This is a genomic window from Halomonas sp. 18071143 (assembly GCF_019211725.1).
In the GTDB taxonomy this organism is placed as follows: Bacteria; Pseudomonadota; Gammaproteobacteria; order Pseudomonadales; family Halomonadaceae; genus Vreelandella; species Vreelandella stevensii.
The window spans coordinates 2,374,162-2,389,284 of sequence record NZ_CP078120.1 but is presented as its reverse complement, the minus strand read 5'-3'; the positions used below and the strand labels follow the sequence as shown (position 1 = coordinate 2,389,284).

The 15,123-nt window shown below is 60.7% G+C and carries 11 protein-coding genes; 9 read left to right on the top strand and 2 right to left on the bottom strand.

Annotation, left to right across the window (positions count from 1 at the left end; translation table 11 throughout):
* The first annotated feature begins 36 nt into the window (after nt 1-36).
* From KVY02_RS11135 to KVY02_RS11100, 8 genes are all read left to right on the top strand, one after another.
* Complete coding sequence (locus KVY02_RS11135; protein WP_016914339.1) at nt 37-462, top strand: hypothetical protein; 426 nt, start codon at nt 37-39, stop codon at nt 460-462.
* Nucleotides 463-490: 28 nt separating this feature from the next.
* A complete protein-coding gene (locus KVY02_RS11130; protein WP_218313543.1) occupies nt 491-1,276 on the top strand; it encodes a class II glutamine amidotransferase in 786 nt (261 codons plus the stop codon).
* 195 nt (nt 1,277-1,471) lie between these two features.
* A complete protein-coding gene (locus tag KVY02_RS11125) occupies nt 1,472-3,142 on the top strand; it encodes an AMP-binding protein (RefSeq protein WP_218313542.1) in 1,671 nt (556 codons plus the stop codon).
* A gap of 94 nt (nt 3,143-3,236) precedes the next feature.
* Nucleotides 3,237-7,268, top strand: coding sequence for an ATP-dependent RNA helicase HrpA (hrpA, locus tag KVY02_RS11120; protein ID WP_218315081.1), 4,032 nt, complete (start codon nt 3,237-3,239; stop codon nt 7,266-7,268).
* An 11-nt stretch (nt 7,269-7,279) separates the two neighbouring features.
* Complete coding sequence (locus KVY02_RS11115; protein WP_081138375.1) at nt 7,280-8,404, top strand: beta-ketoacyl-ACP synthase III; 1,125 nt, start codon at nt 7,280-7,282, stop codon at nt 8,402-8,404.
* A gap of 150 nt (nt 8,405-8,554) precedes the next feature.
* A complete protein-coding gene (locus KVY02_RS11110) occupies nt 8,555-9,385 on the top strand; it encodes an MlaA family lipoprotein (RefSeq protein ID WP_016914334.1) in 831 nt (276 codons plus the stop codon).
* Nucleotides 9,386-9,393: 8 nt separating this feature from the next.
* A complete protein-coding gene (locus tag KVY02_RS11105) occupies nt 9,394-10,587 on the top strand; it encodes a PP2C family protein-serine/threonine phosphatase (RefSeq protein ID WP_016914333.1) in 1,194 nt (397 codons plus the stop codon).
* Complete coding sequence (locus KVY02_RS11100) at nt 10,577-11,092, top strand: STAS domain-containing protein (RefSeq protein ID WP_016914332.1); 516 nt, start codon at nt 10,577-10,579, stop codon at nt 11,090-11,092. The genes KVY02_RS11105 and KVY02_RS11100 overlap by 11 nt, the downstream gene beginning before the upstream one ends.
* Nucleotides 11,093-11,164: 72 nt before the next feature.
* On the opposite strand, the gene tal is transcribed toward KVY02_RS11100, so the two are convergent.
* Nucleotides 11,165-12,103, bottom strand: coding sequence for a transaldolase (tal, locus tag KVY02_RS11095; protein ID WP_026001753.1), 939 nt, complete (start codon nt 12,101-12,103; stop codon nt 11,165-11,167).
* Between the two features lie 25 nt (nt 12,104-12,128).
* A complete protein-coding gene (locus KVY02_RS11090; protein ID WP_016914330.1) occupies nt 12,129-13,784 on the bottom strand; it encodes a methyl-accepting chemotaxis protein in 1,656 nt (551 codons plus the stop codon).
* A gap of 162 nt (nt 13,785-13,946) precedes the next feature.
* On the opposite strand from KVY02_RS11090, the gene KVY02_RS11085 reads away from it, so the two are divergent.
* Nucleotides 13,947-15,122, top strand: coding sequence for a multidrug effflux MFS transporter (locus tag KVY02_RS11085; protein WP_218313541.1), 1,176 nt, complete (start codon nt 13,947-13,949; stop codon nt 15,120-15,122).
* Nucleotide 15,123 lies beyond the last annotated feature (1 nt).

The window sequence follows — 15,123 nt, the reverse complement described above, 5'->3', positions numbered from 1 at the left end:
TCAACGTCGGGTGCTTCCACCCACATGAGGGGTATTATGCTGTTTGCTGACTCAATGTCACTGCTGTGGCTAAGTTATTACGGGCTCTCGCTGCTGGTCATGATGGCCATTTACTTTGCGCTGGCCTGGTTACCGCGTCTGCCCCGATTGGCCATCACCTGGGCCGTGGCGGGCATCATGTGGATGCCGGCCAATTACCGCTTGCCGCTGGTGGAAGAGGGCGAGTTCTATACGGGCTGGGCGCCCTCGGCCATGGTAGCGGCGATGGGCTTTTTCGAACATGGCGTGAGCGGTTTACGCGGCGGTTTGCTGTGGGCATTGCTGGGCATGGCGCTGGGCGCTTGCGTAGGCATCGTATTGTGGTGGTGGCGCCGTCCGATGCCGGTCGAAGAAGCCCCAGCGCGGCGTCAGCGCGCCGAAGAGCCACAGCCTGTTCGCCGCCGTGAGCCGGTGATTCGTTGAGCTCCCAAGCGGCCAGGGAGGCGTTGTCATGTGTGAGTTGATGGGTATGAGCGCCAATGTACCCACGGATATCTGCTTCAGCTTTTCGGGGTTTCTGCACCGAGGCGGCGGTACGGGGCCCCACCGCGATGGCTGGGGCATTGCGTTCTATGAAGAGGGCGGCTATCGAGAGTTTCGCGACCCTCATCCCTCAGTGGATTCGCCCATCGCGCGGCTGATATGCGACTACCCGATCAAGTCCCATGTGGTCATCAGCCATATCCGCCAGGCCAACGTGGGGGGCGTTCGGCTGGCCAATACGCACCCTTTTACCCGTGAGATGTGGGGGCGGCCCTGGTGCTACGCCCATAACGGGCAACTGAGTGACTGGCAGCAGCTTCCGCTGGGGCTCTACACCCCCGTGGGCAGTACCGACAGTGAGCATGCTTTTTGCTGGCTGATGGGCGAGCTGCGCCAGCGCTTCCCCACGCCCCCTGAGTCACCTGACGTGCTCTGGGAAACCCTGCACGCGCTGTGTGAACAGCTGCGCGGGCTGGGGGTGTTCAACCTGCTGCTCTCGGACGGTGTCTATCTGTATAGCTACTGTTCTACCAAACTGGCGCACATCACTCGACGGGCACCGTTTGGGCAGGCGGAACTCTCGGATGCCGAGATGACGGTGAATTTCGTCGAGCACACCACGCCCAACGATATCGTTTCGGTGGTGGCCACCGCGCCTCTGACCCACAATGAAGCCTGGCAGCGTATGGCGCCGGGTGAACTGCTGGTATGGCGTGGGGGAGAAATCCGTGCGCGTTATGGCCCAAAATCCTGACTATGCTAAAGAAATGGCATGACCAGAACGGTGGTGAGGGTCGAAGGGCTTTAAGCTAAAGTTGAAACGCAAGTTTCAATCGTTCGTTTTACAGTCTGCCGGACGTCGTATATGGTTGGCGTTCATGAACTACTTGATAGCCTCGCCACAATAACAAGGTCGGTACAGCATCGACACGGATAGCGGAGATTCCCCATGAGCGAACACGCCAGCACCCCCATTTTACGCGGCCCAGCGCTTGAAGGGTTGGAGCAGTACGACTCGGTCACCGATGTATTCCATTCGGCAGTGAAGCGCTTCGCCCAGAAGCCAGCCTTTACCTGCATGGGCAAGACGCTCAGCTTTGCCGACCTGGACCGCTTATCAGCGGATTTCGCCGCCTGGCTGCAGCATGAAACTGATCTGGAGCCGGGGGATCGGATCGCCATCCAGCTCCCCAACGTACTGCAGTTCCCGGTGGCCGTCTTCGGCGCACTGCGTGCTGGTCTGGTGGTGGTGAATACCAACCCGCTCTACACCGAGCGTGAAATGGCTCATCAGTTCAAGGACTCAAACGCCAAGGCCATCCTGATTCTGGCCAACATGGCCGACAAGCTCGAGAAGGTGCTGGACAAGACCGACATCAAGCACGTGCTGGTCACTCAATTGGGGGACTTGCATGACGTGCCCAAGCGCTGGCTGATCAATGCCGTGGTCAAGCACGTCAAGAAAATGGTGCCCGCCTACTCGCTGCCCAGCGCAGTTGGTTTTCGCGATGCGCTGAAGAAGGGCGCTTCGCTCACCCATCGGCCGGTAGACCGCACCCAGGAAGATCTGGCCGCGCTGCAGTACACCGGTGGCACCACCGGCATGCCCAAAGGGGCAATGCTGACGCACCGCAACCTGGTGGCCAACATGCTGCAGGCTCGCTCGGCCATTGGGGAGCATCTGACCGACGGTGAGGAGCTGGTCATTGCGCCGCTGCCGGTGTACCACATCTACACGTTTACCGTTAACTGCCTGTTCCTGATGGAAACCGGCAACCACTCGCTGCTGATTACCAATCCGCGTGATTTGCCAGCCTTCGTCAAGGAGTTGAAAGGGCTGCCGTTCACCGGTTTCATTGGTTTGAACACGCTGTTCAATGCCCTGTGCAACCGTGATGATTTCCGCCAGCTCGACTTCTCGAAACTCAAGCTGACCATTTCCGGCGGCATGGCCTTGACCAAGGCAGCCGCCCAGCGCTGGGAAGAGACCACCGGCTGCCCGATTGCCGAAGGCTACGGGCTGACGGAAACGTCCCCCATCGTCAGCTTCAACCCCAATGACGCCATTCAACTGGGCACCATCGGCAAACCCGTGGCAGGTACGGCGGTGAAGGTGGTGGACAGCGAGGGCAACGACGTGCCGTTTGGCGAGCCAGGGGAGCTGTGCGTGCAAGGGCCTCAGGTCATGAAAGGCTACTGGCAGCGTGAAGACGAAACGCGTAACTCCATCGATGAGCAGGGCTGGTTCCACACCGGTGATATCGCCGTTCTTCAAGATGATGGCTATATCAAGATCGTCGATCGCAAGAAGGACATGATTCTGGTGTCCGGTTTCAACGTCTACCCCAACGAAGTGGAAGACGTCGTGGCCGCGCATCCTGACGTGCTGGAAGTGGCTGCCGTCGGGGTGGCCGATGAAAACGCCGGCGAAGCCATCAAGCTCTTCGTCGTGTCGCAAAACAGCCAGCTGGATGCCGAGACGCTGCGCGCCTGGTGCAAAAAGGAGCTGACCGCCTACAAAGTACCCAAGTACGTCGAGTTCCGCGATGAGCTGCCCAAGACCAATGTGGGTAAAGTGTTGCGCCGCCAGCTGCGCGACCAGGAAGCCAACAAGGCCTGATACACGGCCATATTGGCTGGCGTTAGGCGTCACGTGATTGAAAGCGGTACAATGGTCGGCCCACTCCATGAGTGGGCCGACGTTTTATTCTGAGATGGAAACCGAGCCTAACGTGACCACCGACACGCACTCTTCTCGCACTGAATCCCCACAAGATCCTGCTGCTTTGCTGGCGGTACTCGACGCATCGCTGGGTGATGTCATGCTACGCGACCGTGAGCGCCTGGCCCGGCGTGTGTCGGGCTTGAAGCGACGGCAGGGTGACAACAAGCCGATCGACCGTGGTGTCAACGAGCTGCGCCGCGATATGGCAAAGGCCACGCAGCTGCTGGCCCAGCGGGAAGACTTGCGTGTTGCCTTGAACTACCCCGGTGAGCTGCCCGTCGTCGAGCGTCGCGAGGACATTCTGGCGGCCATTCGGGAGCACCAGGTGGTGGTCGTGGCCGGTGAAACCGGCTCGGGTAAAACCACTCAGTTGCCCAAGATGTGTCTGGAGCTGGGGCGCGGACGCCAGGGCCTGATTGGCCACACTCAGCCGCGCAGGCTGGCGGCGCGCAGCGTGGCAGCCAGGCTTGCCGATGAGCTGGAGGTGGCACTGGGTGAGCAGGTGGGCTATCAGGTACGGTTCAATGACCAGAGCACGCCCACGACGCTGGTCAAACTGATGACCGACGGGATTCTGCTGGCCGAAACTCAGCACGACCCGCTGCTGTTGCGCTATGACACTCTGATCATCGATGAAGCCCACGAGCGCAGCCTCAATATCGATTTTCTGCTGGGCTACCTGAAGCGTTTGCTGCCTAAACGCCCGGACCTGAAGGTGATCATCACCTCCGCCACCATCGACGTCGAGCGCTTTGCGGCCCACTTCGGCACGCCTGACGCGCCGGCCCCGGTGGTCGAAGTCTCGGGCCGTACCTACCCGGTGGATGTCCTTTATCGCCCGCTGGTGCGCAGCGAAGAGGACGAAGAAGACCGCACGCTGCAAGAGGGTATTCTTCATGCCGTGCAGGAAATCGAGACCATCGAGCGCCAGAAAGGCTGGCTCCACGGCCCCCGGGACGTGCTGGTGTTTCTGCCCGGTGAGCGTGACATTCGGGAAACCGCCGATACGCTGCGCCGTGCCGACCTGAAAGGCACCGACATTTTGCCGCTCTATGCGCGGCTGTCCAACGAAGAGCAAAATCGCGTGTTCGCCCCCCATCGCGGGCGACGTATCGTGCTGGCCACCAACGTGGCGGAAACCTCGCTGACCGTACCGGGAATTCGCTATGTCATCGACCCGGGCCTGGTGCGTATCAGCCGCTACAGCTACCGTGCCAAGATCCAGCGGCTGCCCATCGAGCCCATCAGCCAGGCCAGCGCCAACCAGCGCAAGGGGCGCTGTGGCCGTGTGGCCGAAGGGGTATGCATTCGGCTATATGATGAAGACGACTTTCTGGCTCGCCCGGCGTTTACCGACCCCGAAATTCAGCGCACCAACCTGGCGTCGGTGATTCTGTCCATGCTGGCGCTGAAGCTGGGGCACATCGAAGACTTTCCGTTTGTCGACCCGCCTGACGGCCGCTTCATCAAGGATGGTTTCCGGCTGCTGTTCGAGCTGGGTGCAGTGGACGACAAGCACCAGTTGAGCCCGCTGGGCCGTAAGCTGGCCAAACTGCCCATCGACCCAAGGCTGGCGCGCATGGTGCTGGCAGGGGCCGAACGGGGCAGCCTGCGCGACGTGCTGGTGGTGGTCTCGGCGCTGGCCATTCAGGACCCGCGAGAGCGGCCTGCCGACAAGCGTCAGGCGGCCGACCAGGCGCATCAGCGCTGGCACGACCCGGATTCCGACTTCGTCGCTTTGCTCAACCTATGGCACGGCATCGAGAATGCTCGCGAGGCGCTCTCGGGCAATCAGCTGCGCCGCTGGTGTCGCGAGCACTACATCAACTATCTGCGCATGCGCGAGTGGCACGATACGTTCCGCCAACTGCGTCAGCTGCTGCGTGACATGGATATCGAGGTGCCGCCACCGCTGCCTCGCGATGAAGACGAAAGCGAAGAGCAGGCCAAGCAGGCGCGGCGTAAAACCTCTGGCAAGCTGCACCAGGCGCTGCTGTCGGGTCTGTTGTCCAATTTGGGAACGCTGCTGGAGAACCGCGAATACCTGGGCGCTCGCAACCGCAAATTCATGATTCATCCCGGCTCCGGGTTGGCCAGGAAGAGCCCCAAATGGGTCATGGCGTTCGAGCTGATCGAAACCACCAAGCTGTTTGCACGCACCGTGGCCAAAATCGACCCGCAGTGGATCGAGCCCCAGGCGCAGCATCTGGTCAAAAGCAGCTACAGCGAGCCCCACTGGGAAATGAAGCGCGCCCAGGTGGTGGCGTTCGAGCAGGTGACCCTGTTTGGCCTGCCTATCGTTGCGCGGCGCCGGGTGCACTATGGCCCCATTGCGCCCCAGGAGTCGCGGGAGCTGTTTATTCGTCGTGCGCTGGTCGAAGGCGAGTTCCAGACGCGAGGCGCGTTCTTTGCCCATAATCGGGCGTTGATCGCAGAGGTCGAAGCGCTGGAGGATCGTGCCCGACGGCGCGATATACTGGTGGACGAAGAGAGCCTGTTCGCCTTCTACGACGAGCGCATCCCGGCGGACATCGTCAATGGCAAGGGCTTCGAACACTGGCGCAAGCAGGCCGAGCAGCAACAGCCCGAGCTTCTGAAGTTCGATCTTGAGGCGCTCAAGGCTCGTGATGCCCATGACGTGACCCAGGCGCAGTACCCGGATCACCTCACCCTGGCGGGCGTGGCCTATCCGGTGAGCTATCACTTCGACCCGGATGCCGAGGACGATGGCGTCACCCTTACCGTGCCCGCGGCGATGCTGCCGCAGCTGCCTGCCCATGCCCTCGACTGGCTGGTGCCCGGCCTGCTGCGCGAGAAGTGTATTGCGCTGCTCAAGTCGCTGCCCAAAAGCCTGCGCCGCCAGGTGGTGCCCATCCCCGATTGGGTCGATGCCGCCCTGGAAACGCTGGTGCCGGACGAGCGCCCCTTGACCGAAGCGCTTGGCGAGTTCATCCGGCGGCGTACCGGCACGCGGGTTCGCCCCGACGACTGGCGCCTCGACCTGCTGCCGCCCCACCTGCGCATGAATGTGCGGGTGGTCGATCATGGTGGCAAGACCCTGGGGCAAGGGCGTGATGTACGTGCCCTTGAGCGGCGCTTCGAGGAAGCCGCCAGTGCCGGCGCCCAGGCGCTGGCCGAGCAGGCCAGCCAGGCACCCACGCTGGAAGAGCTGCCCGCATCGCCGCTGCCTGAATCTCGTGTCACCACCCAGGCGGGCATTCGCGTGGAAGCCTACCCGGCCTTGGTCGCTGAGGGCGGGCACTTCAAGGTCAGCCTGTTCGATCATCCCGCCAAGGCGCAGTTTGCACATCAGGAAGGGGTCGCCCGGTTGGCCATTGCCAAGCTGCCTGAGCAGGTCAAAGCCATCAAACGGCTACCCGGAGTCGAAAAGTGCGCGCTGCTGTTCGCGAAGGTAGGCAGCAAGCAGGCCCTGGTCGAGGATTTGCTGCTGGCGGTGTTTACACAGGTCGTGGCACAGCATCCGCTACCGCGTTCTGCCGGTGAGCTGGCCGAGCGACTGGCAAAGACCCAGCCTCAACTGGTGGCCCATGCCGAGACCGTGCTGGGGCGTGTCGAAGAGGCACTGAAAGGCCATCTTGCCGTCAGCAAGATTCTGAAAGGGAAACTTAATTTTGCACTGGCGCTGGTCTACAGCGATGTCAGTGCGCAGATGCAGCGGCTGGTTTACCCAGGCTTCATCCGTGATGCGGACGAGTGGCTCACGGAGTATCCACGCTACATGGAAGCCGCCTTGATTCGATTGGAAAAGGCCGCCCGAGAGCGGGGCAGGGACCAAATGCTGATGCAGGATGTCCAAGCCCTCGAAGCGCGCTTTGACGCACGGCGCAAAAGCGAGCGCCGTGGTGCGGCCGAAGACCCGACGCTGGTCGCGTTCGGTTGGTGGATACAGGAATTGAGAGTGTCGCTGTTTGCGCAGCAGTTGGGCACGCACATGCCGGTATCGGCAAAACGCCTGGAGAAGCGTTGGGAAGAGATCACCCGCGGGCAAGGCATTCAATGAAGGAGGTTGGCATGACACAGGCAGTGATTACCGGAACAGGACTCTATACGCCGGAACACGCGGTCGATAATGCAGCGCTGGTCGCTGCCTTCAATGCATGGGTAGATCGCGAGAACGCGCGCCATGCCGAGGCTATTGCCCAGGGTGAGCGGGCAGCGCTGGCCTATTCGAGTACCGAGTTCATCGAGAAGGCCTCGGGTATCAAGAGCCGTTACGTGCTCGATGCCGCCGGGATTCTTGACCCTGAGCGAATGCGGCCTAAACTGCCACAACGTGACAACGACGAGCCGTCGATTCAGTGTGAGATGGCGACCGAAGCTGCGCGTCAGGCATTGGCGGCAGCCAGGGTATCGGCGGCGGATATTGAGCTGGTCATCGTGGCCTGCTCGAACCTGGAGCGCGCCTACCCGGCCGTGGCCGTGGAAGTGCAGCAAGCGCTGGGCACGTCGGGCTACGGCTTTGACATGAACGTGGCGTGCAGCTCCGCCACGTTTGCGCTGGAGACCGCGGCCAATGCGATTGCGGCAGGGCGGGTGAAACGTGCGCTGATCGTCAATCCCGAGATCTGCTCGGCACACCTGAATTTCACAGACCGTGACAGCCACTTTATTTTCGGCGATGCTTGTACTGCTATGGTACTGGAAAGCAGTGAGGTGGCCGTGGCCAGTGAGCGTTATGCGATTCTAGGGACACGCCTGGTCACTCAGTTTTCCAACGCCATTCGTAACAATGCCGGTTTTCTCAATCGAGTCACCGACAGCGACCCGCTGGCCCTGGACAAGCTGTTCGTGCAAGAGGGACGGCGAGTGTTCAAGGAAGTTTGCCCGCTGGTGGCCAGGCTGATCACCGAGCACCTGGCCTCCCTGGAATTGAGCGGTGAGGACCTTTCGCGGATGTGGTTACACCAGGCCAATCGCCACATGAACGACCTGATTGCCCGTAAGGTGCTGGGCCAGGAGCCTGATGTGCCGCAGGCGCCGATCATCCTGGACCGCTACGCCAATACCAGCTCGGCGGGGTCCATCATCGCTTTCCACCTGCATCGCGAGAACCTGGCGGAAGGCGATATTGGGGTGATCTGTTCGTTTGGTGCAGGGTACAGCGCGGGTAGCGTGATCCTTCGCCGAGAAGGCTAAGTACCTGGGCTAAGTACTTTGGATAAGTACTTGTGATAAGTACTTGTGATAAGTACTTGTGATAAGTACGTCGTGAAAACCACGTCAGCGGCGAAGCGTTGGCGTTGTACACTTTGAAGATGCGTTGATGATGTGAAAAGAGGAAACCCCATGCTGAGGTTGTTTGCCACGCAAGACACGGCTCCCGGAACGTGGCGCCCCTGGCTCCCCGTTCTGTTGCTGGCCACGTTGGCCATGGGGGGATGTGCCAGCACGTCTCCCCAGGAGCGCGACGGCGAGCGCGAAGAGGGTGCCGTTGAGCAGTCAGCGCATCCGGAAGACCCTTGGGAAGGCTTCAATCGGCGAGTGTTCGCTTTCAATGACGTGCTCGATCGCTACGCACTGAAGCCTGTGGCCACGGGGTACAAAACCGTCACCCCTCAGCCGGTGCAGACTGGCGTAGGTAATTTCTTCTCCAACCTGGGAGAAATCCGCACGGCCATTAACAGTTTGCTGCAAGGCAAGCCTGCCAATGCGGGGCTGGCCACGTCGCGCTTTCTGATCAACTCCACGGTGGGTATCGGGGGGCTGTTGGATTATGCGACGCATATGGAGATTACCGCCGAGCGTGAAGATTTCGGCCAGACCCTGGCCGTCTGGGGCTGGGAAGATTCACGTTATCTGGTGCTGCCGCTGCTGGGGCCGCGTACCCTGCGAGATGCGTCGGGGTTCCCGCTGGATATCGCGGCGCACCCCATCACCTACATGGACGATCACCAGCTGCGCGCTGGCCTGACCGCGCTGGATATCGTGCACTTGCGGGCGGGCCTGCTGGATCAGGAGTCACTGATTCGTGGGGATCGCTACCGATTCATTCGCGATGCTTACTTGCAGCGTCGACAGTTCGAGATCAACGATGGTGAGCTGGGCGACGATCCCTTTGCCATGGACGATTTCGAGTTCGACGATAGCGACTTTGGTGACGACGACTTCGCCGACTGAGGCTAGACATGGATCACGCAAAGCAGTTGATCGCGGTAATCGATGAGCCCGGTAGCGAGCGTGATGCGCTGGCCGAGGCGATTACCTGTGACGGGATGTGGGTGTTTGCCGCAGACAATATCGATCATCTGCCGGTGGGCACCGCGCTGATCGTCGCCCATGCTAGAGCGGTGCCCAGGCAGCAGTGGTTGCAACTGGCCCATCGCCTGCCCGCACTGGTCGTGAGTGATACCCGCCAGGATGCGGATTTGATCAAGGCAATCGACGCTGGATTGGTGGATTACATCGTCCACCCGCTCAGGCATGCTGAACTGCTGCGCAGGATGATTCGCAAGGCCATCGAGCTGCATCAACTGGCTCAGGAGCGTGACCGTGACCGACAACGGCTGGCGGAGCTGAACGAAAGTCTGGAAACCCATTTGGCCCTGCTGAGAATGGACCAGCAGAGTGGCGGACATATTCAGCGCCGTCTGCTGCCGCCAAGGCCCAAGGTGATCAGTGGCGTCTATTACGATTACTGGTTTGCGCCGTCGCTCTATTTGTCGGGCGATTTTCTCGACTACCAGCGCTACAACGAGCGCTTCAGCGTGTTCTATTTTGCCGATGTGTCCGGCCATGGTGCCTCCTCGGCCTTCGTGACCGTGCTGCTGAAATATCTCTGTAACCGCTGGCTGAACGAGTGGGACGGTCAGGACCCTGAGGCGCTGCCGCCCCGCTGGTTATCGGCCCTGAACCGTGAACTTCAGGATACCGACATCGGCAAACACGCCACTTTATTTGTCGCTGTTATTGACCATGAGGAAAAGACTCTGCACTATTCGCTCGGCGCCCAGCTTCCCATGCCATTATTGGTGGCGGATGGAAACCTGACGCGTTTGGCGGGGGAAGGAATGCCGGTAGGCCTTTTCCCTGATGTGGAGTATCCTTCGCTTAGCTGCCCGCTGCCAGCCAACTTCCAGTTGTGGCTGTGTTCAGATGGTGTATTGGAATGCTTGCCGGGTAAGACGCTCGACACGCGGCTCACGGAACTTGAGCAACTAGTAAGCGAAAGTGTCACGCTTGAGCAGCTGCGAGACCGGCTAGCCAACACCAACTCGCTCCTGAGTGGGGGCGACGAGGACGATGAGGCGAACCAGGACCGCGATGCTTTACCCGATGACCTGACAATCATGATGGTGAGCGGATTTGGTCATGCTGATTGAAGAAGGCCGCATCAAGGCGGCGTTCGATTCTGGTGTTTTTGTTCTAAAGCTGTGTGGTGATGTAAGACTCACACTCTGCGCCACACTCGATACCCAGGCACAACGTCTCGCGGAAACGCCGGGCCTGCGTGCGGTGATGATTGACCTGCGCGAGGCGACGAACGTCGACTCGACGGCGCTGGGTTTTCTCGCCAAGGTGGCCATGGTCGTCAAAGGTCATCTGGAACAGCCCCCAACCATCATCGCGGATAATCCGGATGTCCGGCAGATGCTGGATGTGATGGGTTTTGCGCGCTTCTTTACGCTGATGTCGGCACCGCTGCAGCAGTCGGCACCGCTGGAGACGGTACTGGAAGATCTGCCCGAGGAGCCCGCTGACGAAGAGGGGCTGCGCGGCCGTATTCTGGAAGCGCACCGTATCCTGATGCACATGAACGAGCATAACCGCGAGCAGTTTCAGCCGCTGGTGGAGATGCTGGAAGCCCAGGGGGCTCCTGCAAAATAAAGCCCTCTGGCCCATGATGCGCCAGAGGGCTGTTCACAGACGCCTGGAGAGCAGGCGTGCGAAAATCGCAGCCTAGCCCTTTCTTAGCGTGCTCAGCAGTTCTTCCAGCTTGCGCTGGTCAGCCATGAACTTGCGAATCCCTTCGGCCAGCTTGTCGGTGGCCATCTCGTCTTCGTTCATTGCCCAGCGAAAATCGGCTTGTGTCAGGGCTTCTTGCGGTGAGCTGCTGGCGCCTAAAGGGCTGAGTTGGCGGGGCAGGTCGGCCTCGATTTCGTCCAGCTCCTTGAGCAGGGCAGGGGAGATGGTCAGGCGGTCACAGCCTGCCAGCGCCTGAATTTCACCGATGTTACGAAAGCTGGCACCCATCACGATGGTGGGGTAGCCGTGGCCTTTGTAGTACTCGTAAATCCCTTTGACCGACTGTACGCCCGGGTCCTGTGCACCGCTGAAGTCGGCATCAGGCTGACGCGCCTTGTGCCAATCAAGAATCCGCCCCACGAAAGGCGAGATCAGCGTGACGCCGGCATCGGCGCAGGCCTGAGCCTGGGCAAAGCCGAACAGCAGGGTCAGGTTGGTACGAATCCCGTCGCGCTCCAGCTGGTGAGCGGCCTGAATGCCTTCCCAGGTGGAAGCCATCTTGATCAGAATACGCTCGGGACCCACGCCGTACTCGGCATAACGCTCGATCAACGAGTGGGCCTTGGCGATGGTCGCTTCCTTGTCAAAAGAGAGACGCGCGCTGACCTCGGTGGACACATAGCCGGGAACCAGCTTGCTGATTTCGCTACCGATATCCACCGCCACCCGATCGACCGCGTCGTCCAGGTCGGTGCTCTCCTTGGCGATACTGGCCAGACGAGCACGGCGCTCCTCCTGTTGGGCCGCCTGAAGAATCAGCGAAGGGTTGGTGGTGGCGTCCTCGGGCTGGAAGCGACGAATGGCCTCCAGATCCCCGGTATCGGCCACCACGGTGGTCATCTCTTTCAATTGGCTTAATAGACTAGTGGCCATGCAGTGCTCCTTGTATGAGTCATGGTTACTCTAACAAGGCTGGCTCGCGTTGAGTATGTTTGATCGGTGATGATAGCGAAGAATCCGCTGCCCGCCACTGATAGCCGATGGTCTCGGGTTGCTGGCTGATCTTGAATCGGGCCGCTTGCTCTCGCATCCCTTCGGCAGCCGACTCCAGCGACATGGCGTCCTGTGCGGTGGCATCGACCTGACGCGCATTGGCCTGGGTCACCTGGGTCTGCTCCTGCAGGGTCTCGTTGATCTCTTCGATGTTCTGATGCTGCAGGTGGGCGGCTTCGGCAATATCGGTAATCAGGCGGTGAGTCGAAGAGATCGAGCCGACCATCTCCTCGACCTGTTGGTTGGCATCTCGGGAAAGCTGGTTGCCGCGCTCGATACTGGTATTGGAAGAGGCCAGCAGGCCGCGAATCTGAGTGGCAGCTTCTGCGCTGCGGGTGGCCAGCGAACGCACTTCAGCGGCCACCACGGCAAAGCCGCGCCCCTGTTCGCCTGCACGGGCCGCTTCCACCGACGCGTTGAGGGCCAGCAGGTTCGTCTGGAACGAAATGCCATTGATGACGTTGACGATGTCGTTGACCTGCTTGGCGTGGGCATCGATCTCTTCCATGGTCGACAGAAAGGCTTCCATGGTGTGGTGGCTCTGCTGAGCTTGTGTCGTGGCGTGTTCGGTCAGTTCCTTGGCCTTCAGGGCATGCTCGGCGGTGTGGGCCACGCTATCGGTCAGGGTATGTACGTTGGTGGCCGTGTTGTCCAGTGAGGTGGTTTGCTGATGGGTGCGCGTGGCCAGGTCCTCGTTACCCAGTGCCAGCCGCTGAGCACTCTGGAACACGTGCTGGCTGTTGTCATGCAGTTGCTTGACGGTCTCGATCAGGGAGTTTTGCATGACCCCCAGGGCCGCATAGAGCTGGCCGATTTCGTTGTTGCCACGGGCCGGAACCTCGGCACTCAGGTCTCCTTCGGCCATATGACGAAAATGGCCGATCAAGTGGCGGATGGGCTGTAGCAACTGGAAGTGGCCCAGCCAGATCAAGGCGCCCATCAGGGCCAGGGAGACCGCCATACCCAGCGCCAGCCCAGCGGCCACCATACCTGCGCGCTGCTTGGCGTCCTGCATCAGACTGACGCCTTGCTGGTCGGCTACCTGATAAAACGCCCGGGCATGGCCTGCCAGGGCCTCGCTATGATCCATGGCTTCCAGAGTGATTTGCCGATAGCCGCTGCGGTCACCGGAGGTAATCGCGTTGCGCTGGGCATCCATGCTGGCCAGCAGTTGATGGGCGCGCTCATCGATGGCGTCGCGCAACGCTGAATAGGGGCTGTCCTGAGTGGCCTGAAGGAAACTTTCCAGCGCCTGGGACATCTCGTTCAGCTCGTACTCGACGGCTTCCAGCGCTGCGATGGGGTCACCGAGCGACGGACGCAATTGGCGCTCCAGAGCACGGTCCATGCGATTGAGACCTTCCAGGCTGGCAATGTGCAGCCGATTCAGCGAGGAGGCTTGCTGGACATTGACCTGCTCCAGCGAAGCCAGGTCACGCTGGCTCTGCTGCATGATATGCCAAGCCAGTGCGGCGAACATCAGCAGGCAGCCTGCCATCAATAGCAGCGCGGCCAGGCTCAGGTTGCGTAGCGAAATGTTTTCCAGCTTTTTGAGTATCATCGTGGCCCCCAGGACAGCGTCATTTGAATCATGACGGGCAGCTTAATGGGCAAATGTTTCAGTTCTGAGTGGGCGATGCGCGATCCTGGGGTTGAGTGTATGATTAGCGTCCTACCTAAGTGGCCAGCGAGCGGCCAACCAGCGTAGCTTTCGAGGAGATGTATGGAACTCAATCCGCGTCGCGTGGCGCTATTGGTGGCGGCCAATACGGCGTTGGCCCCTTTTGCAATAGACGCCTACCTGCCTGCCATGGGAGTGCTGGCGGAAAGTATCGATGCCAGCATTCACCATACCGAGCTTTCCATCAGTATGTTTCTGTTCGGCTTTGCGCTGGGGCAGCTCTGTTTTGGCCCGCTGTCGGACCGCATGGGCCGCAAGCCCGTGTTGCTCAGCGGGCTGGTGGTCTTCATGTTGGCCAGCTTGATGATCACCACCGCCGATAGCCTGACATCCTTGCTGGCATGGCGGTTCGTGCAGGCGCTGGGCGGGGGAGCCTGCGTGGTCAATTCGGCGGCCATCGTACGGGATTGTTTCAGCGGGCGTGAGGCTGCCAGGGTGATGTCCACCATGGCCATGATCATGATGCTGGCGCCGCTGGTGGCGCCGGCGGTCGGGAGCCTGCTGCTGTATATCGCCGGCTGGTGGCTGATCTTTGTATTTCTGGCGGTCTATGCAGGCTTTTTGCTCTGGCTGTTGGGGACGCGCCTGCCTGAAACCCGCGCCCCGGACCTGCCTGTTGCCACTCCTCGTCAGGTGCTGGGTAACTACGCCAGCGTGCTGCGTCACCGGGAAGGGATGGGGTACATTTGCGCCGTGGCAGCCTCGTTTGCGGGCCTCTTCGCGTTCGTAACGGCCTCACCCTTTCTTTATCTGGAGTATTTCTCCCTCTCTCCGGGCGTTTACCCACTGGTGTTTGGGGTCAACGTGGTCATGATTGCGCTCTCCAATCGGCTGAATATCCATCTTCTGCGCAAGCGCACACCCCAGCAAAACCTGCGCTTTGGCTTGACGGTGCAGCTATGCGCCGCGCTGGCACTGGTGGCTGCCACGGCCCTGGGCCTGGCCTCGTTGCCGGTGGTGGTGGCGCTGGTGATGCTGTTTACCGGCATGATTGGGCTGATCACGCCCAACGCCATCTCGTCGCTGTTGGATCATTTCGGCCATATCAGCGCCACGGCCACGGCGCTGCTGGGAGGCATACAGTTCAGCTGTGGCGCGCTGGCGGGTGTGCTGGTGGGCCTCTTCCAGGTAGAGCACCTCTGGCCGATGGTGCTGACCATGCTGGGCGCGGCGCTGCTGGGTAATATCGGGGTGAGAAAGCTCACCCAGGCGGTCTAGG